This is a genomic window from Streptomyces avidinii (genome assembly GCF_045161815.1).
GTDB classification, from domain to species: Bacteria; Actinomycetota; Actinomycetes; order Streptomycetales; family Streptomycetaceae; genus Streptomyces; species Streptomyces avidinii.
On the sequence record NZ_CP108863.1, the window covers coordinates 627,304 to 646,219 of the forward strand.

At 72.6% G+C, this 18,916-nt stretch carries 13 protein-coding genes; 9 read left to right on the forward strand and 4 right to left on the reverse strand.

The genetic code is table 11. The annotated features are described in order from the left end of the window. Positions 1 to 152: 152 nt before the first annotated feature. The gene (locus OG373_RS02990) at positions 153 to 2,123 is read right to left on the reverse strand and encodes a galactose oxidase-like domain-containing protein (protein ID WP_405435609.1); all 1,971 of its coding nucleotides are present in this window, start codon (positions 2,121 to 2,123) and stop codon (positions 153 to 155) included. Positions 2,124 to 2,456: 333 nt separating this feature from the next. On the opposite strand from OG373_RS02990, the gene OG373_RS02995 reads away from it, so the two are divergent. Further along, the gene (locus tag OG373_RS02995; protein ID WP_405435611.1) at positions 2,457 to 4,721 is read left to right on the forward strand and encodes a Dyp-type peroxidase; all 2,265 of its coding nucleotides are present in this window, start codon (positions 2,457 to 2,459) and stop codon (positions 4,719 to 4,721) included. Positions 4,722 to 5,156: 435 nt separating this feature from the next. Here the strand turns inward: OG373_RS02995 and OG373_RS03000 are convergent, their stop codons facing one another. Further along, on the reverse strand, positions 5,157 to 6,104 hold the full coding sequence (locus OG373_RS03000) for an AEC family transporter (protein ID WP_405435613.1): 948 nt from the start codon (positions 6,102 to 6,104) through the stop codon (positions 5,157 to 5,159). 81 nt (positions 6,105 to 6,185) lie between these two features. On the opposite strand from OG373_RS03000, the gene OG373_RS03005 reads away from it, so the two are divergent. From OG373_RS03005 to OG373_RS03025, 5 genes are all read left to right on the forward strand, one after another. Beyond that, complete coding sequence (locus OG373_RS03005) at positions 6,186 to 7,544, forward strand: sensor histidine kinase (protein WP_405435615.1); 1,359 nt, start codon at positions 6,186 to 6,188, stop codon at positions 7,542 to 7,544. Next, the gene (locus OG373_RS03010) at positions 7,541 to 8,221 is read left to right on the forward strand and encodes a response regulator (RefSeq protein ID WP_403619403.1); all 681 of its coding nucleotides are present in this window, start codon (positions 7,541 to 7,543) and stop codon (positions 8,219 to 8,221) included. Before OG373_RS03005 ends, OG373_RS03010 begins: the two co-directional genes overlap by 4 nt. 426 nt (positions 8,222 to 8,647) lie before the next feature. Further along, on the forward strand, positions 8,648 to 9,358 hold the full coding sequence (locus tag OG373_RS03015) for a CDP-diacylglycerol diphosphatase (protein WP_405435617.1): 711 nt from the start codon (positions 8,648 to 8,650) through the stop codon (positions 9,356 to 9,358). Positions 9,359 to 9,475: 117 nt separating this feature from the next. Next, positions 9,476 to 10,519, forward strand: a complete 1,044-nt coding sequence (locus OG373_RS03020; RefSeq protein ID WP_405435619.1) for an alpha/beta hydrolase — start codon at positions 9,476 to 9,478, stop codon at positions 10,517 to 10,519. Positions 10,520 to 10,527: 8 nt separating this feature from the next. Further along, positions 10,528 to 11,760 carry an acyltransferase gene (locus OG373_RS03025; protein WP_405435621.1) on the forward strand — a complete coding sequence of 411 codons (1,233 nt, stop codon included), beginning with the start codon at positions 10,528 to 10,530 and terminating at the stop codon, positions 11,758 to 11,760. A 77-nt stretch (positions 11,761 to 11,837) separates the two neighbouring features. On the opposite strand, the gene OG373_RS03030 is transcribed toward OG373_RS03025, so the two are convergent. Continuing rightward, a complete protein-coding gene (locus OG373_RS03030; RefSeq protein ID WP_030384867.1) occupies positions 11,838 to 12,260 on the reverse strand; it encodes a DUF350 domain-containing protein in 423 nt (140 codons plus the stop codon). 95 nt (positions 12,261 to 12,355) lie between these two features. On the opposite strand from OG373_RS03030, the gene OG373_RS03035 reads away from it, so the two are divergent. Next, positions 12,356 to 14,194 (forward strand): GNAT family N-acetyltransferase, encoded by a 1,839-nt coding sequence (locus OG373_RS03035; RefSeq protein WP_405435623.1) that lies wholly within the window; start codon positions 12,356 to 12,358, stop codon positions 14,192 to 14,194. A 57-nt stretch (positions 14,195 to 14,251) separates the two neighbouring features. Here the strand turns inward: OG373_RS03035 and OG373_RS03040 are convergent, their stop codons facing one another. Beyond that, positions 14,252 to 16,363: an AMP-binding protein gene (locus OG373_RS03040; RefSeq protein ID WP_405435625.1), complete on the reverse strand. Its 2,112-nt coding sequence runs from the start codon at positions 16,361 to 16,363 to the stop codon at positions 14,252 to 14,254. Between the two features lie 141 nt (positions 16,364 to 16,504). Here OG373_RS03040 and OG373_RS03045 point away from each other — a divergent pair, with 141 nt between their 5' ends. Next, positions 16,505 to 18,394, forward strand: a complete 1,890-nt coding sequence (locus OG373_RS03045; RefSeq protein WP_405435626.1) for an ABC transporter ATP-binding protein — start codon at positions 16,505 to 16,507, stop codon at positions 18,392 to 18,394. Between the two features lie 7 nt (positions 18,395 to 18,401). Further along, entirely contained in the window at positions 18,402 to 18,785 is a 384-nt protein-coding gene (locus tag OG373_RS03050) for a VOC family protein (RefSeq protein ID WP_405435627.1), read from the forward strand. Positions 18,786 to 18,916: the final 131 nt, after the last annotated feature.

The window sequence follows — 18,916 nt, forward strand, 5'->3', positions numbered from 1 at the left end:
GGAACTTCGTCGAGGGGGCGGCTCGCTCGGGGCGCTGCCGCCGTCGTCGGTGTCCCGGCGCACGACGTCCACTGTGCGCGGGCTGTCCGCATTGAGCCCCCAGCCGTGTCCCGTGACCAGGCTGGGGGCTCACCCCGAAGCGCCGACGGGTGTCAGTCGCCGGGCTTCATCTTGGTGCCGGTGGCACCCGTGGCGGCGGTCGTCGGGGGCTTGACCTGGATCCAGCCCGCCTTGCTCGGTGCGCCTTCCTCGTTGAGGAGGAAGAGCATGTAGTGCCCGGGCGGGGCCGCGGCGGCGGTCGGTGGGGCCTGGAGCTCCAGGAAGTTGCCGCCGCGGCTCTTGATGCGTAGTTCGAGGTGACGCTGGCTGGTGTTGATCGAGTGGGTGGCGGTGGTCGGGGCCAGCAGGACGGCGCGGGTGACGTCGTTGGGCGTGCTGGTGCTGACCGTGATCTTCTCGTTGTAGGCGACGCTGGGGTTGAAGATCAGGCCGAGCGAGGGGCGGCTGCCCTGGTGGAGGTAGGCGGGCTCGTAGATCTCGATGCTGCCGTTGTTGTTGTCGGTGATGTCGGGGTCGTTGGCGAGCTGCTGAAGCTCGTCGCCCGTGATCATGACGCGGCCGTCCGGGAGGACCACGGCGTTGGAGTGGTAGCCGCGCGGAAGCCGCTGAACGGGGCCGAGCTTCCAGTCGCCGTTCTCGTCGCGCAGTTCGACCTGGCGGTACTTCAGATCGGCGTTGGGGTTGTACGGTCCGTTGCCGTAGTCGCGGATGTCGAAGGCACCGTTGGCGGTGAGCAGGTTGCCGTTCGGCAGGAGCAGGGTGTCGTCCTGGGTGCGGCCGAAGGCGCGGGGCTTCTCTGTGTTCCACTTGCCGCCGGCCAGACGGTAGGTGTTCGGGTCGTTGCGGTCGCCGCCGAGGACCAGGACCGAGTCGGGGCCTCTGAAGCCGGCCGGCAGGGGGACGGCGGAGCCGTAGTTGCGCCTCCACTCCCCGCCGTCCGGGCCCGGCTTGCCCTTGTTGATGTCGGGGCGGTTCGGCAGGTCCGTCCTGGTGTCGGCGGCGGTGTCGAAGAGCCATTGCTGGTCCACGGAGCGGCCGAGTCCGTAGATCTTCCCGTCGCGCAGCGAGAACAGCTGCGGATAGTCCCACTTGAAGGGGGCTTCGGTCTTGAGCTGGTCCACTCCCCAGCCGATCGGCTTGACCGACTTCTCGAAGGGCACCTGGTGGGTCGCGGCGGGGAAGCGCTCGACGACGGGGGTGGGGGTGCCCCAGCCGAGCTCCGACTGACCGGACATGATCACCTGGCGTCCGTCGGCGCCGGTGACCACGCTCGGGTACCACCGGCCGACGGACATGTCCTTGTTCAGGTACCACTCCTCCGCCCACGGGTCGAAGACCAGGGACAGCTTGGCGCCGCTGCCTCCGTTGCCGCCAAGGTTGCCGCCGAAGACGCCGAGCATGCCGTTGGGCAGGTAGGAGTGGCCGGCGCAGAAGAACGGGGCCGGGCGGGGTTCGTTCTTGCCGTCGGGCATGTTGATGACCGGCGGCTTCTTCTCGGTGAACGCGTCGGGGCCGGTCCCCTTGGCGGGGTCCCAGATCCAGGCACGGCCGGCGTTCTCCTTGCCGATGGTTTGGGTGGGGGCGGGCTCATTCTGCGGGTTGGTCTCGATCCGCTCGAAGGAGAACAGCAGGACCTTGCCGGTGGGCAGCAGTGCGATGTGGGCCGCGAAGTCCGGGGACTGGAAGTACTCCTGGAACCGGCCGAACTCGGCGGCGTCGAAGGACGCGTTGGCCTTCTCCTGGGAGGCGGTCAGCGCCTTGAGCCGCTCCGTACGGGTGGTCTGCGGGTACTCACCGACGCCGGCCATGGCCATCCGGGTGCGGGCGTGCTCCTCGGCGTGCTCCTTGCCGAGTGTCGCCGCCTCCTCCGGGTCGACGGTGACGGGCGCGCTCGCCGCCCGGGAGGCGGGGCCGTGCGGGACGGCATCGCCCTCGTCTCCGTGACCGGTGTGGGCGAGTACGGGGCCTGCCGCCATGGACACGGCCATCGCGGTGGCGGCGCAGACGGAGATCGCCGTGGCGAGCCTCCGGCGGACGGGTAGGCGCGGATTGCTGCGGGGCATGGGACTCCTTGCCGGCGAGAGGAAGGCGCAGCGGCCCCGGCTGGGGGGCACGTCGGCTGACACGGGCTGCGCCAGGACTGCCACATGTTCACGCACAGTGACGATCTTCAGTGTTGAGGCGCGCCGGTCGGCTGTCACCCCATGACGTGCAGGCGGGTGACTCCGACCAACCCAAAGGTTTCTGCACGCCTTCTACCAGCGCATTCGAGGCGTAAATGGGTGGCGGTCGGCGTAATCGGCCAGTCGGTCGGTGGGAGGGCACGGGAGCGCCGCATACGTTGTTGATTACTCTGCGCAGCATCGGCGTGGAGGTGTCGATCTTCTGGAGAGCGCATGGTGGACGATCTCAAGCTGCGTGAGAGCGACGACATCCAGGGCGATGTGATCGCCGGCTTCAAGAAGGACCAGATGACCCTGCTGTTCCTCAAGTTCGAGGACGCGGCGCGGGCGCGCACCTGGGTCAAGGCGCTGGAACCGCAGATTTCCACGACGAGGCAGGTGGCGACCTTCAATGCCGCCTTCAGCAAGGCCAGGAAGGCCTCGGCCGGCGACGACCCGAAGGCACTGAAGGCCACCTGGATCAACGTCAGTTTCACCTGCGCGGGCCTGCGGGAGCTGACCGGTAAGGACCCGCTGCCCTCCGTCAGGCCCGGCAGCGGTCTGGAGGCCTTCAAGCAGGGCTCGGACAAGCGGGCACTCGGGGACACCGGCGACAGCTCGCCGGAGATGTGGCTCTTCGGCAACGGCAAGGGCCAGGTCGTCCACGCCGTGCTCACCGTCGCCTCGGACACCGTCCAGGACCTCCAGGCGACGGTCCGACAGCAGCGCGAGGCGTGCGCCGCGGCCAAGATCGTGATCGTGTTCCAGCAGGACGCCGCCACCCTGTCCGGCAGCCGGAGGGGGAAGGAGCACTTCGGCTTCAAGGACGGCGTCAGCGAGCCCGGTGTCATCGGCTTCGACGAGCCGGACCCCGTCAAGCCCGAGTACGTCAAGGGCCATCACGGCACCCGGCTGATCCCGCCCGGCGAGTTCGTCGTCGGGCACGACCGGGTCGGCGGCGTGCCGCACGAGACGCCCGACTGGGCCGACAACGGCAGCTTCCAGGTGGTGCGCCGGCTCGGCCAGGACGTCCCCGGCTTCTGGTTCCAGGTCGCCGGGCAGCTGAAGGCGCTCAAGCAGGCCAAGGTGGTGCCGCCCGAGGCCACCACGGAGTGGCTGGCCGCCCGCCTCGTCGGCCGGTGGCGGTCCGGCACCCCCGTCGCCACGTGCCCGAATGCCGACCGGCCGTCCAGCGCGCTGGCCGGGGAGGACAACGACTTCGGCTACCGCAACGACCCCGAGGGCTTCATCACCCCGCTCTTCTCGCACCTGCGCAAGACCAACCCCCGGGACGGCCTGCAGGAGAAGCCCGGTGATCCGCCGTTCGACGAGAATCCGGTGATGGACCGCCGCCGGATCATCCGCCGCGGCGCCCCGTACGGCGCGCCCTTCGACCCCGCCTCGGAGGGCCCCGGAGGGCCCGACGAGAAGCGCGGCCTGCTCTTCGTCTGCTACCAGTCGGACCTTGTGCAACAGTTCGAGTTCATCCAGAAGGCGTGGATCGACAGCCCGGACTTTCCACCCAACCGGACCAACAAGCCCGGCCCCGACGGAATGGTCGGCGCCGCCGGCAAGCTCAGCTACGAGACCCCCGGCAAGACCACGCAGCTGAGCCTGAGCCAGTTCGTCTTCACCGAGGGGTCCGTCTACGCCTTCGCTCCCTCGCTGACCCTGCTGCGGCTGCTCGGTGACGGCCGGCTCACCGACAAGCCGCCCACCGTAGTCAGGCCGACCGACGCCTTCCTGCCCATCCCCGACATGCAACGGGACAAGGGCAAGAGCTGGTACTGGGCGTATGGGGCGGGCAGTGACGGCGCCGTCTTCCGAACCGTCTCCATCGCCGACGGCGACGAGCACACGGACGTCATCGAGCGCCCCGACCGGCCGCTGACCATGTGGCCGTGCTACGTCGGAGTGACGAAGGTCGACGCGGTCCTGCCCGTCCCGGACGAACAGCGGATCAATGGCCGCAGCCGGTTCTGGCTGTTCCACACCGTCGAGGGCCGGCAGGTCTACCGGCGGATCTGGATCGCCGACGGCGCCGAGTCCGGGCTCCCTCCCGAGCAGGCGGCCGGGACCGACCTGCCGGACCGTTCGCTCTCCGCTTGGGCCTCGTTCAGCGGCATCGAACGGGTGGACGCCTTCCTGCCGGTGCCCGACATGCAGCGGATGAACGGCAAGAGCCACTACTGGGTCTTCCACACCCTCATGGGTCGTCAGGTCTACCGGCTCATCTCGGTCGCCGACGGCAGGATGCACCAGGACGCCCTCGAGCGCGGCGACCGAGGGCTCGACCTATGGCGATCACTGACCGGGATCACACAGGTCGACGAATTCCTCGCGGTCCCGGACATGCAGCGAATCAACGGCATGAGTCTGTTCTGGGTGTTCCACCAGGACCAGTACCGGATCATCGTGATCCGCGACGGCCACGGCCACGAGGACCAGATCACGGTCGAGGACCGACCCCTGACCATGTGGACGTCCCTGACGGGCTGACGGGTGCCCTGCCCTTGGCCCTCGGGAGCGGCCGCTGGACCATGGCCGCACCCCGCCACGGCCGCCACCGCGGGCGGCCGGAAGCGGGTGCGGTCGCGGCGTGTTCTGGCCAGGTAGTCGCGCCGTGGCTGTCGACCAGTTCCTCCCCACGAGCACATGGCGGCCGCGCCGAGGGTGGTGGTGAAGGTGAAGAACGAGCAGCACCCGCTCTCTCGTTCCGCCAGGTCACGGACCCGGTCCTCCACGTCCGGGCCTGCCGGTCAACGCGCAAGTGGAGGGGTCGCGGCGTGCGACCACGGCGCCCCCATCAGCTGTCGCACCGGGAACTCGGCCTCCGTCTCCTCACCGCCGGCAATCCGGACGGCCCGAAGCCTCAGTGGCGAAGGCCCGAGCACCCGGCGGCCGGGACACGGGCAGAAGTCGAGGTGAAGACGTTCATACCGCCACAGTCTGCAGCCACAGGGGCAGCAGCAGGAGCGACACGAGGGAGCTCTTGATCACGATCGACGCGGAGAGGTCGACTCCCACGTCGTAGCGCTGGGCGAAGATGAAGAGGTTCTGCGGGGTCGGCATCGCGGCGATCAGCACGAGGTACGCCAGCCACTCGCCCCGCACGCCGACGAGCAGTCCGCACACCGCCCAGGTGAGCAGCGGGAACGCCAGGCACTTGAAGCCTATGAGGGCGAATTCCTCGCGCGTGGTGCCCCGGAGGTCCAGGCCGAGGCCGCCCAGGTGGAGGCCGAGGGCGAACAGGGCCACCGGGGAGGCGCTGTCCCCGACGAACGCGGCACCGTCCAGGACGACGGCCGGGACCCGTACCGAGAGCAGGTTGAGCAGGATCCCCGCGTTGCAGGCGAGGACCAGCGGGGTGGCGAGCGAGGCGCCGACGGCCCGGGCGAGGCGGCGGTGCGGGCCGCCGACCGCGGGTCCGGCCCGGCCCAGCTCCATGAGGGCGATGACGACCAGGGACAGCACGCAGACCTGGAACAGCAGGATCGGGAAGATCGGCGCCGCCGTCCCGAACACGGTGATGAAGACGGGGACGGCGAAGTAGGCGGTGTTCACCTGGACACCGGCCATCACGCGCAGCGCCACGTCGCGCGGCTCGCGCAGACCGTGGGCGACCGCCACCACGGCCACCCCCAGAACGGCGAGGGCCGCGGCTCCGGCGTAGCCGCCGATCGCCCTCCAGTTGAACAGGGCCCCGAGGTCGCTCGCGTAGATGTTGCCGAACAGGTAGCAGGGGACGGCGAAGAGGAAGGCGTAGTCGGAGAAGACCTTCGATGCCTCGGCCGGGACGATCTTCCGGCGGGCGAGCAGTACCCCGCCGCCGAAGGCCAGCAGCACCGGCACCAGTTTTTCCAACGCGGCCGCGGTACCCATGCCCGTATCCCCCGTGATCGACAGGCAAGCAGCGTAGCTCTCCCCCTCTCACGGCCCGGCGGCGCATAGGCTGGTGCGATCATGAGCGACAGAGCCCGCACCCGGCTGGGCAGCCGGGCCCGCGACCGCATCCGTGCCTCTTCGGCGGCCTCGGCCCGCATGCCCGGCGCGCTGGCGCAGCTCGCCGTGTTGCTGCGCACCCCCGCCGGGGCGGCGCAGCCGCTGTTCGCGCAGTCACCCAAGCGGTGGCAGCGGGCGCTGCCGTTCGTCGTCGTCGGCATCTTCGTCGTCACCCTGATGCCGGTGACGATCACGGTGCTGGCCAACGACTACGGGGTGGGCGGCGGCTGGGCGGGTGCGCTGGGCGTGGCGCAGACCGTGCCGCTGCTCCTCGCGGTGACCCGGCCGCGGCCGGCCTGGGGCGCCGTCCTGACCGCCGACACCGTCGCCGCGGTGCTGCTGATCGGTTCCGACAAGGTGGCCGGGCAGTCCTGGCCGTGGCCGCCGATGACCATCGTCGGTTACCTGGTGCTGATGGCCTGCCTGGGACTGCGCGAGTCCGTCCGGCCGCTGGTCGGGGTGTGGCTGGTGACCGGTGCCGTCGGTACCGTGCTGGGCTTCTCCTCGCCCGCGGGCGTGACGAACACCAACGCCCTGCTCTTCGTGCTCAGCGGCGTCGTGCTGGTGCTGACGGGCGCGCTGCGCGGGCTCGGCGACGCACAACAGCGGGTCGTCGAGCAGGAGAGCATCAGTGAGGCCGAGCGGGCCCGGCGGACCCTGCTGGAGGAACGGGCCCGGATCGCGCGCGAGTTGCACGATGTGGTGGCCCACCACATGTCGGTGATCACCGTGCAGGCCGATTCGGCGCCGTACCGGGTGCCGGGGATGCCGGAGCCGGTGCGGGAGGAGTTCGCGGCCATCGCGGCCAGCGCGCGGGAGTCGCTGGGCGAGATGCGGCGGCTGTTGACCGTACTGCGGGGTGACGGGGCCGGCGGGGCGGACGGCGCCGACGGCGAGCGGGCCCCGCAGCCGGGGATCGACCGGCTTCAGCAGCTGGTGGAGGCGACCGTACGGGCCGGGCAGCCGGTGGAGCTGTCGCTGGCGGCCGGGGCGGCCGGGGCGGCGCCCCCGGCGGTGGACCTGTCGGCGTACCGGATCGTGCAGGAGGCCCTGGCCAATGTGGTGCGGCACGCGCCGGGCGCGCCCACCCGGGTCTCGGTGACGGTGGACGAGGACGAGGTCCTCGTGCTCGTGGTCAACGGCCCGGCCCGGGATGCCGTGGTGGAGCTGGAGAGTTCGGGTACGGGGCACGGTCTGGTGGGCATGCGGGAGCGCGTACGGTTGACCGGCGGGACGCTCGACACCGGTCCGCTGCCCGACGGCGGCTTCCGGGTCGCCGCCCGGCTGCCGTTGAACGACCCGACCGAGGAACCCAGTTGACCATCCGCGTGATCATCGTCGACGACCAGGCCATGGTGCGGGCCGGGTTCGCCGCCCTGCTGTCGGCGCAGGCCGACATCGATGTGGTGGGCGAGGCCCCCGACGGGCGGCAGGGGGTGCAGGTGTCCCGCTCCACGCACCCCGATGTGGTGCTGATGGATGTGCGGATGCCGGAGATGGACGGGCTGACGGCCGCCCGCGAGATCCTCGACCCCCCGCCCGGGGTGGTGCACCGGCCGAAGGTGCTGATGCTGACCACCTTCGACATCGACGACTACGTGTACGAGGCGCTGCGCGCGGGGGCTTCCGGTTTCCTCCTCAAGGACGCCCCGCCTGCCGATCTGATCGCGGCGGTCCGGGTCGTCGCCTCGGGCGAGGCCCTGCTGGCGCCCTCGGTGACGCGGCGGCTGATCGCGGACTTCGTCCAGCAGCGGCCGGCCCCCCGCAAGGATCCCGCGCTGCGGCTGAAGGGGCTCACGCCGCGCGAGACCGAGGTGTTGGAGCTCATCGCGCGCGGGCTGTCGAACCAGGAGATCGCGGGGCACCTGGTGCTGGCGGAGCAGACGGTGAAGACGCACATCGGTCGGGTGCTGGCCAAGCTCGACCTGCGGGACCGGGCCCAGGCGGTGATCTTCGCGTACGAGGCGGGGCTGGTGCGGCCGGGCGACTCCGCCTGATGCGCCGCGCACCGGCGGCCTCTGCGGCCGCACCCGGACGGGCATGACCGCCTTCCGGCGTAATACCGGGCCCTCCCCCATTTCCTTGCCGGGAAAAAGGAGGACCACCGCCTAATTTGTGAGCGGATCGGCGAGGGAACCGATCGGCCGGGACCGGCGCCCCTCGCCCGGCCCGGCACAGCGAAAGCAGCGGTCGTCGACCATCGGAGCTCACGGATGAATGCCATCGACAGGACCAGCGACATGCCCCGGCGTCAGTTCGTGGCACTTTCTGGCGCCCTGGGCGCGGGCGCGCTGCTGGCTGGCGCCGGCGGCAGCGCGTCCGCGGCGACCGGTCCGGACCCCGCCCCCGGAAAGCCGTCGTGCTGCCCCTGTCCCACGGATCCGAACCCGCCCGGCGGACCGAGCCCGTGCCCTCCCGCCCAGATGCAGTCCCTGTGCGGCCTGCCCTCGGACACCGACCCGCTGTGGCAGGAGGTGCAGTACTGCACCCAGGGGATCGTCCCGCCGAGCGGGCAGCTGCCGGACTGCCTCAAGACGACCCCCAACTACGTGGTGCTGCACGGCAGGCCGCCGTCCCCGCAGAACTACCTGCTCCTGCCGAGTTGCCGGATCACGGGCATCGAGTGCCCCTTCCTCGTGTCGCCCAATGTCGCGAACTACTGGCACGAGGCGTGGGAGACCGGCCGGAGCGGGGGTGACGTCCCCGTGGCATCCCCCAACATCGGTCTGGGAATCAACTCGCAGAGCGCCCGGCGCTTCCAGCAGCTGCACATCCACATGGCCGGCGTCCGGCCGAGCACGCAGCTGCGGCTGCAAGCCCTGGAAGCCGCCGGACGCGTCGCTCCTCAGCCGTCGCAATGGGCGGCCACGCAGTACCAGGCGCCCGTCACCGGAGCGGACGGATCGGGCGACCGCACGTACCGGGTCCTCGGACTGGACGCGCTCACGCAGAACCTCTTCGTCCTGCTGAACCAGAACGTGGTGAGACCGCTGGGGCTCGACATGGCGGGCCAGACCCTGATCGTCGTCCCGAAGATGACGGCGACGGGATTCGCCCGGTCCTTCTACGTCCTCAACAGCGACAGTTCGCTCCCCAGTGGGACGAACACCTGCGACCATCTGCTCGTCTACTGACGAGCTTCTCCTCCACCCCCTACCGGGGTATGACATCCGACTTGGCTCCCCGGTCCGACGTCCCGGCCGGTACCCCCTACCTACCTTCCTCCTCGTCACGAGGAGAGGAGAAGGGGCATGCGCCGCTTCGGAAGGACGCTGGTCACCGCCGCGCTGGCGGTGGCCGTCGTCGGGGGGAGTGCCGGCTGGGCTTCGGGCGACAGTCAGGCGGCGGTCACCGGGCCGCCTCCGGGCACCGCCGCCTGGCGGGCCGACATCGCGGCCGGCCGGTCGCTTCCCGATCCCGCGACCGCGACGCCGCACGAGGTGGCCGCGTTCTTCGCCGGGCTCAACGACACCGCGCGCCGGGAACTCGTACGGTCCCACCCGCTGGTGGTGGGCAACCTGGAGGGGGCTCCGCTCCCTCTGCGGTACGAGGCCAACCGGATCGCCGTAACCGGCACGGGTGAGGCGCGGTACGCCTCCCTCGCCGCGCCGGACCGGCAGATCCTGGCCTTCGACCCGCGTGGCCGGGGTCAGGTGGCCGAGGTGTTCGGGGACCTGGAGCACGCGCGGCACGTCTCCGTGATCGTGCCGGGTTCCGACAACGACGCGGCCACCCACGACGCCCGGCGCAAGCCCGCCACCGGCCCGGCCGGGATGGCCCGGGCGCTGCGCGAGGCCACCGGCGGCTCCACCGCCGTCGTCGCCTGGATCGGCTACACCACCCCGGTCGGCGTCGGCCTGGACGCGGCCGACGGCCGCCTCGCCCGGGCCGGCGCGGCCCGGCTCGCCCGCTTCACCGCGGGACTCGACGCCGTCGGCGCACCCGACCCGGTGCTGTTCTGCCACAGCTACGGCTCGGTGGTGTGCGGGCTCGCCGCCCGGCACACCGACGCCGGCGACATCGTGGCCCTCGGCTCCCCCGGGATGCGCGCCGACACCGCGGCCGCTCTGCACACCGGCGCCCGCGTCTGGGCGGCCCGGGGCCCCTCCGACTGGATAGCCGACGTCCCGAACGTCGAGTTCGCCGGGATCGGCCACGGCGCCGACCCGACCTCCGCGGCCTTCGGTGCCCGCCGGGTGCCCGCCGCCGACGTCCAGGGCCACACCGGCTACTTCACGCCGGGCACCCAGTCCCTGGCGGCCTTCGCCGCGATCGCGAAGGGAGAAGCCCGATGAACGGCCCGATGAGCGCTTCCGCCGCGGCCCTGGCCCCGCTGCGCACGGCCGCGGCCCGCATCGACCGGCAGACCCCCGCCCACCGCGACCGGGCGATCGACGGGCTGCGCGCGCTGGCGCTGCTGGCCGTACCCACCGGCCACTGGCTGCTCGGCGGCTTCACCCTCGACGCCGAGGGCGGTCTGCACAACGCCAGCCCGCTGGCGGCCCTCGGCGCACTGGCACCGGCCGGCTGGGTGCTCCAGATGCTCGGCATCTTCTTCCTCGTCGGCGGCTACGCCTCGGCGCTCTCCTTCGGGCGCCGCACCGGGTCGACGCGCGCCTGGCTGAAGGACCGCGTCGTGCGGCTCGGACGGCCGGTGCTGGGGGTGACCGCGGTGTGGGCGCTGGCCGCGCCCGTGCTGTACGCGGCCGGGGTGCCGGAGGCGACGCTGCGGACCGGGGCGACGCTGGTGATCCAACCGCTGTGGTTCGTCGGCGTGTACGTGGTGGTCACCGCGCTGACCCCGTACTGCGTGCGGGCCGCGCGGCGCCTCGGCGGCTGGTCCGCCGCCCCGCTGCTCGCCGCGGTCGCCGTCGTGGACTTCCTGCGCTACGGGCCGCTCGCCGACTCCGTACCCTCCTGGCTCTCCCTGGTGAACATCCTGCCGGGCTGGCTGTTCGCCTACCAGCTGGGCGTTTCCTGGGGCGAGCGGCGGATCGGACGGCGGGGGGCCTGGCTGCTGCTGGCCGGCGGGACGCTGCTGTTCGCGGCGCTGCTGGCGGTCTTCCACTATCCGGCGTCGATGGTGGGCGTACCGGGTGCGGCACGGACCAACTCGCACCCGCCGTCGCTCCTCGTACTGGCCCTGGCCTCGGCGCAGTCGGGTGCGGCGATCCTGCTGCGCGACCGGCTGGCGAAGCTGCTGGCCCGGCCCGCCCTGTGGGCTCCCGTGGTCGTGATCAACCTCTCGGCGATGACGATCCTGTGCTGGCACCAGACGGCCATGCTGGCCGCGGCCGTGCCCGGCTCGTTCGTGGGTGAGCTGGCCGGGCTGACGACGGCGCCGGACGGCACGGCCTGGATCGCGGCGCGGCTGGCCTGGATGCCGGTGTTCGCGGCGCTGTTCGTGGGGATCGCCCGGTACGCCCGACGGTTCGAGGGCCCGCCGCGGGAAGGACGCGGGGCGAGCGCGCTGCGCCGTACCGTGGCCGGGCTGCTGGCGGCGGGTTTCGCGGTGTTCGCGCTGGGTCTCGCCTGAGAAGCCGCTATCCGCATACGGCGAGAGCGCCGCTCCCTTGTGGGAGCGGCGCTCTCGTCACGTACGGGTGCTCCGCGTCAGGCGATCGAGGCGGCGACGATCGCGGCCACGGCGAGGTTGCAGGCCGCCGAGACCCAGACCGCCGGGTGGGGCTGCGGGTCCACGACGATGGCGCCGAGCTTGCCCGGGGTCACCAGGTCGAGGACGAGGAAGGCCACCGCCATCAGGATCAGGCCGAGCACGCCGAACGCCGCGGTGGACAGCAGGCCCTTGCCGAAGTCCGAGTACGTCGTCCAGATCGAGGTGAAGACGATGCCGCCGATGCCGAGGAGCGCGGAGCTGAGGAAGAGGGCCGCGTTGCGGTTGCGCTCCTCCCAGATCTGCTTGGGAAGCTTCCCGGGCGTCAGCACGTCCACGAGGACGATGCCGAGGATCAGCAGGACCAGGCCGAGGGCGCCGTAGGCGCTGGTGCGGCCAAGTCCGTTGATGATGTCGCTCATTGAGAAGCCTGTCTCCGCGTGGGTGGGAAAGTATGTGCCGTGGGAAGGCCGAATCTATCGCACGGCCTTGACGCGGACCATGGGGAGGTCAGCAGATGGCAAAGGTCAGGGCCGCGCGACCGGCCGAGGCGCCGGACCTGACGGGGCTGGTGATGCGGTCCAAGGCCTACTGGGGGTACGACGCCGGCTTCCTCGCCGGGTGCGCGGAGGAACTGCGGATCCGGGCCGACGACGTCCGGGCCCGCCGCATCGTCGTGGCCGAAAGCGAGCGGGGGGAGGTGCTCGGGGTCGCCTCCCTGGAGGGGGCTCCCCCGCTGGCGGTCCTCGGGCTGCTCTTCGTGGAGCCGTCGGCGGTCGGGCGGGGCGTGGGCCGCCTGCTGTACCGGGACGTGCTGCGGCGGGCCGCGGAACTGGGGGTGCGCCGGCTGGTGATCGACTCCGATCCGCACGCGACCGGGTTCTACCGCGCGATGGGGGCGGTCGCGACCGCGCCGGTCGGCCCGGGCGCCGGCCCCGGCGAAGACCCCGGCGGCCCCGGCGGCGGCCCCGGCGAAGACCCCCGGGGCGGGTCGGCCCTGGTCCGGTTCGAAGTGGCGCCCGCCCCGCTCGCCGACTGGGCCCGGGCCTGGACCGGCGGCGGGCGGGCCGTGCACCTGGGCAACGTCGGCGAGTTCAACGCACAGTTCGCCGACGCCACCCTGGACCGTGAGCAGCGGCCCGCCCACCACTACGCCTGCCTGGCCGCCTTCTACAGCCCCCACCCGGCCGCGCTGGTGCTGCCGCGAGCGGTACCGCGGGGCTGGACCGAGCTGGTCTGCCGCCAGCTGGGCTGGACCGGCGTCGAGGTGTACGACGGCCTGCTGGACGGGGATCCCGGCCTCTCCGATGCCGTACGGGCCCGCCCGGCGCTGGCCGCGCTGCTGGCCGGGGCCGGGCTGCCCCTCGTACCGTGGGGGCGCACCCGGCCGTTCGGGCGGCTGGCGGGCCGGCCGTGGCGGGCCGGGGAGCTGCGCTACGAGTCGAAGTCCGCGGCGCACGGGCTCTTCGGGCGGATCCTGGCCGACGGCGGGCATCCGGAGATCGTGCTCCCGCGGCAGTGGCGGGCCGGCGGGCGATGGGCGGCGGCCCGGATCCTGGCGGCCCGGACCGGGGCGGGCGAGAGCACCGTTCTGAAATCGGAGCACGGCGTCGGAGGTTCGGGCACCACGGTGGTCACCCCGGCGCGGGCCCGGGCGGCGGGCGGGGCGCGGGCCGTGCTGCGGCGGCTGCCGCGCGGGCCGCTGCTGCTGGAGGAGTACGTCGGCGGCCCGGCGGGCGGGGCGGCGGCGGCCGGGGGCGAGGGCCCGCGGGACCTGACGTACGACGGCTTCGTCGACGGCGCGGGCCGCGTACACGAGGTGGGCGGGGCGGTGATGGACGTGACGGACGGCTGCTACCGGGGCGCCACGGTGGGGCCCGGGGTGGTGCCCGAGTGGGCCGGCAAGCCCCTCCTCGCCTTCGGGGCGGCGGTGGGCCGGGAGTTGGCGGATTCCGGCTACCGGGGCTGGTTCGACGTGGACTTCGTCGCCGACGGGCAGGGACGGCTCGCGCCGACCGAGACGAACCTGCGGCTGACCGGGCCGTCGATCGCCTTCATGGTGGCGGCCCGGCTCGACGTGTTGCGCGGCGCGGGGCACCTCGTACGGATCGCCGACCGGGTGGAGCTGGGGGCGCGGCTGCCCGAGGCGCAGCTGGACGAGTTGTGCGCGGCCCTGGTGCGGGGCTGCGCGGAGCTCGGGGCGGTGTTCGTCCCGGCGATCCCGACCGGCGCCTTCGAACCGGCGCCCTGGCTGGGTGTGCTGGTGGCCGCGCGCAGCAGACAGGTGCTGGACGCGGCCGAGGCGCTGGTGCGGGCCGAGGCGCTGGCCGTCGGGGCGATGTTCGGCCCGCCGTAGCCGGCCCGCGCGACCGGGCGGCGCTCCGGTCGGCGGTCGGATCAGCCCGCGGTCGGGTCAGTCGTCGAGGGGGTCGTGGAAGTCGAAGGGATCGGCGGGCCTGGCGACGACGTAGGCCGCGGCGATGACGCCCGCGATCATCAGCGGGACGTTGAAGGTGTAGACGAGCGCGGCCTGCTGCGGCCAGTCCTGCTTGGCTGCCAGCCGGTAGAGGTTGTCCTGCGGCCACCAGGCCAACAGCAGGTAGGACACGGCCAGATGGGCGGCCACGGTCAGGGAGGGGCTGCGGCGCTGACGCCGCATCCGGGCGCGTCCACCGAACAGGAAGACCACGCCGACGCCGAAGGCGAGGCACTCGAAGAGGTAGAGGACCGAGAACAGGAACGCCCAGGGCTGCGGCACTCCCGTGAGGTCGGTGGATCCGGGCCACAGGAGGTTGGTGATGATCAGCGCGACGAAGCCCAGGACTCCCCCGCAGCCCGCCACACAGGACGCCGGCATCTCCTCCTGACGCGGGGCGGACCCGTACTTGCCGGACTTGCTGCCGGCGCGCCGCGCCGCCGCCGCGGGCAGGATGGGCAGGGGCAGGGCGTCCCGGTCCTCGCGGCCCGCCGGGGTACGGGGCAGGGCGCGCAGGCGGATCACGTTCCGCGGGCACTCCTCCTTGAGCACCTTGCCCGCCAGGTGGTCGCGCAGTTCCTCGATGTCCGGCAGCAGGACCCCCGCGGGCCACCTCGGCCCGCCCGGCGGCGGGGCCACGTACGCGACGAGCCGCCGCGGGCCGCGAGGGCCGTCGACCGCCTTGACGATGGCGGCGCCGATGCCCGCGTGGCCGCGGATGGCGGACTCGATCGTGCAAGGGTCGACCTGGCGGCCGTCGGGCAGCGCGATGCGGTCCCGGATCCGGCCGCCGAACTCCAGCAGCCCGTCCTCGCGCAGCACACCGAGGTCGCCGGTGGGTACGGCATCGCCGCCGTCCGGCGGGGTGAGGCGGATCTCGCCGCCGCGCACCTCGACGCGGCAGCCGGGGAAGGGGGTGCCGAGCAGGGAGACCTCTTCCGGGTCGTCCAACGGGTGTGGCAGCTGGGACAGTTCGAACCAGGTGCCGACGCCGGCGCAGTCGGCGGGGCCGTAGACATTGAGCACGCGCGCGCCGGGGCGCAGCCCCATCTGCAGGGTCGCCTGCTCGTCGAGGTAGAGCCGGTCGCCCGAGACGGCGAGCAGCCGCAGCGAACGGCAGGCGGGGTCCGAACCGCGCTGGCCGGGCGGGCCGGAGGCCGCCGGTTGCGCGTCCTCGATCAGCAGCCGGGTCGCGCCGGCCGGGTCGGTGTGCAGGACGGTGACGCGGTCGGTCTCGACGGCCGCGCGGATGTCCTCGGGCTTCCAGGGGGACCGCGGTGACAGCACGAGGGCGCCGCCCGAGCACAGGGCGCGGGTCCAGCCCGCGGCGAAGGCCGTGACGTCCGGTCCGGAGGTGATCAGGTGCCGGTCCCGCGGGGTCGGCCGGGCCACCTCCGCCCAGCTCTCGTGGGCGGCCAGGAGCAGGCGGTGGCCGACGGGGACCGCGCGGGGCTCGGCCGACGCGGTGAAGAGCAGGGCCGCGGTGCGGCCCGGCGGGACATACCCGGAAGGCCGGTCGGACGGACGGTCGGACGGCTGGTCGGACGGACGGTCGGACGGCCGGTCGGACGGACGGTCGGAGGCGGGGCCGGACGGCGCTTCGGCGGCGCGGGGCCCGGCGATCGCGGCCTCCTCGTCGAGACGGATCACACGCAGGCCGCTGCCGTTGTCGAGAGCGGCCCGGTGGGCGGTGTCGGTGAGCAGAACGACCGGTTCGGCGGCGGTGAGCTGCCGCCGCCCGGCGCGCGGGTCCGCGACGTCGATGACCGCGTAGGCTCCGCCGGCCTTGAGGACGGCGAGGAGGGCGACGACCAGTTCGCTCTGCCGGGCGGTGCCGACGGCGACGAGCCCGCCGGGCGGCAGGTCGCAGCCGAGCAGACGGTGCGCCAACCGGGCGGCGCACGCGTCCAGTTCCCCGTAGGTCAGGCTGTCCGGGCCGGCGATGAGAGCGCGGGCACCGGGGGTGTCGCGGGCCCACTGCTCGAATCGGTGCAGGACGGTGTCGGTGGTGGGCTTGCCGAAGCGTACGGACTCGGATCCCTGCGTCATGAACCGATGATGCCACCGGTCACCGACAACGGGCGGAGGTCACGAACATCCGCCCTTACGAGGAGAGTTACCACCCGGCACGGGCGGTCCCGAACAAAAGGACTTGACCTCGACTTTGGTTGAGGTCCTAGCGTTTCGGCCATGGACATGGAAGTCACCGCCTGGATGTCGCTCCACAGCGCGATGAACGCCGAGCAGGACCGCCGCCCGTTCTCCCGGGCCGGCCTGCGCCGCGTCGCCGCCTTCGCCCGCCCGCACCGTCGCGGGCTCACCCTCTTCCTTCTGCTGAGCGTGGTGACCGCGCTGCTCGCGGTGGCCACGCCGGTGCTCGCCAGCCGGGTCGTCACCGCCGTCGTGGACGGTCGCGACAGCGCCACGGTCACCCGGCTGGCCCTGCTCATCGCGCTGATCGCGGTCGCGGAGGCCGGGCTCGGACTGCTGACCCGCAAGCTCTCCGCCACCCTCGGCGAGGGGCTGATCCTGGATCTGCGGACGGCGGTCTTCGACCACGTGCAGCGGATGCCGGTCGCCTTCTTCACCCGGACCCGGACGGGGGCCCTGGTCAGCCGGCTCAACAACGATGTGATCGGCGCCCAACGGGCCTTCAGCAACACCCTGTCGGGGGTGGTCGCCAACACCGTCACCCTGCTGCTGACCCTCGTCGTGATGCTCGGCATCTCCTGGCGGATCACCCTGCTCGCGCTGGTGCTGCTACCGGTGTTCGTGCTGCCGGCCCGCCGGATGGGGGCGCGGATGGCCGCGATGCAACGCGAGGCCGCCGCACTGAACTCGGCGATGAGCACCCAGATGACCGAACGGTTCTCGGCTCCCGGCGCCACCCTGGTCAAGCTCTTCGGACGGCCCGCCGACGAGTCCGCCGAGTTCGCGGCCCGGGCGGCGCGGGTGCGGGACATCGGTATCCGTACGGCGATGGCCCAGTCGGTCTTCATCACGGCCCTCACCCTGGTCTCGGCGCTGGCCCTCGCGCTCGTCTACGGGCTCGGCGGGTTCTACGCCCTGCGCGGTTCCCTGGACGCCGGCTCCGTCGTCGCCCTCGCCCTGCTCCTGACCCGGCTGTACGCCCCGCTGACCGCGCTCGCCGGGGCCCGCGTCGAGGTGATGAGCGCGCTGGTGAGCTTCGAGCGGGTCTTCGAGATCCTCGACCTGAAGCCGCTCATCGCGCAGAAGCCGGACGCCCGCCGGGTCCCGCAGGGGCCGGTGGCCGTGGAGTTCGACCGCGTCTCCTTCGGCTACCCGGCCGCCGACAAGGTCTCGCTCGCCTCCCTGGAGGAGGTCGCCACCCTTGATGCCCGGGGCGGTACGCAGGTACTGCACGAGGTGTCCTTCCGGGCCGAGCCGGGCCAAATGATCGCCCTGGTCGGCTCCTCCGGCGCGGGCAAGTCGACCATCGCGCAGCTGCTGCCGCGGCTGTACGACGCCGACGCGGGCGCGGTCCGCCTCGGCGGGATCGACGTACGGGACCTCACGGCCGACTCGATCCGCGAGACACTCGGCATGGTCACCCAGGACGGGCACCTCTTCCACGAGTCGGTACGGGCCAACCTGCTGCTGGCCCGCCCGGAGGCCTCCGAGGAGGAGATCTGGGAGGCCCTGCGGCGCTCGCGGCTGGACGGACTCGTCGCCTCGCTGCCGGACGGGCTGGACACGGTGGTCGGGGAACGCGGTTACCGGCTGTCGGGCGGGGAGCGGCAGCGGCTGACCATCGCCCGGCTGCTGCTGGCCCGGCAGCGGGTGGTGATCCTCGACGAGGCCACCGCGCACCTGGACTCGACCTCGGAGGCCGCGGTGCAGGAGGCGCTCGGCGAGGCCCTGGCGGGCCGGACCGCGGTGGTGATCGCGCACCGGCTGTCGACCGTACAGGCGGCCGACCTGATCCTCGTGGTCGAGGACGGCCGGATCCTGGAACGGGGCACGCACACCGAGCTGCTGGCGGCGGGCGGGCGGTACGAGGAGCTGTACCGCACGCAGTTCGCGGTGTCGGACGGCGAGGCGCCGGTGTCGGGAGCATGATGCTGTGATGGACATCAAACTGGAACTCGTCGCCGTCCCCGTCACCGACATCGACCGGGCCAAGGCCTTCTACGAGAAGCTCGGCTTCAACGCCGACCACGACGTCACCGTCAGCGAGGACATCCGCTTCGTCCAGCTGACCCCGCCGGGCTCGGCGTGCTCGATCGCCATCGGCAAGGGGCTGACCCGGATGACCCCGGGCTCGCTGGACAACATGCAGGTCGTCGTCACCGACATCGAGGAGGCGTACGAGGACCTGCGCGGCCGCGGGGTGGAGGTGACGGAGATCCAGGACCTGCCGTGGGGGTCCTTCGTCTACTTCTCCGACCCCGACGGCAACGGCTGGGCGGTCCAGCAGACCACCCCGCGCAAGACGTCGGAAACTTCCTGATCCCTGACCGGCTCTCCGGCCGGAGCCGGGGCGGTCGGCGGATTCCGCCGACCGCCCCGGCGGTGGTCATTGGACCTTCCACCGAGGGCGTGGCGCGTCCATGGTCCGGAACACGCATTGCCTGGCGGCGT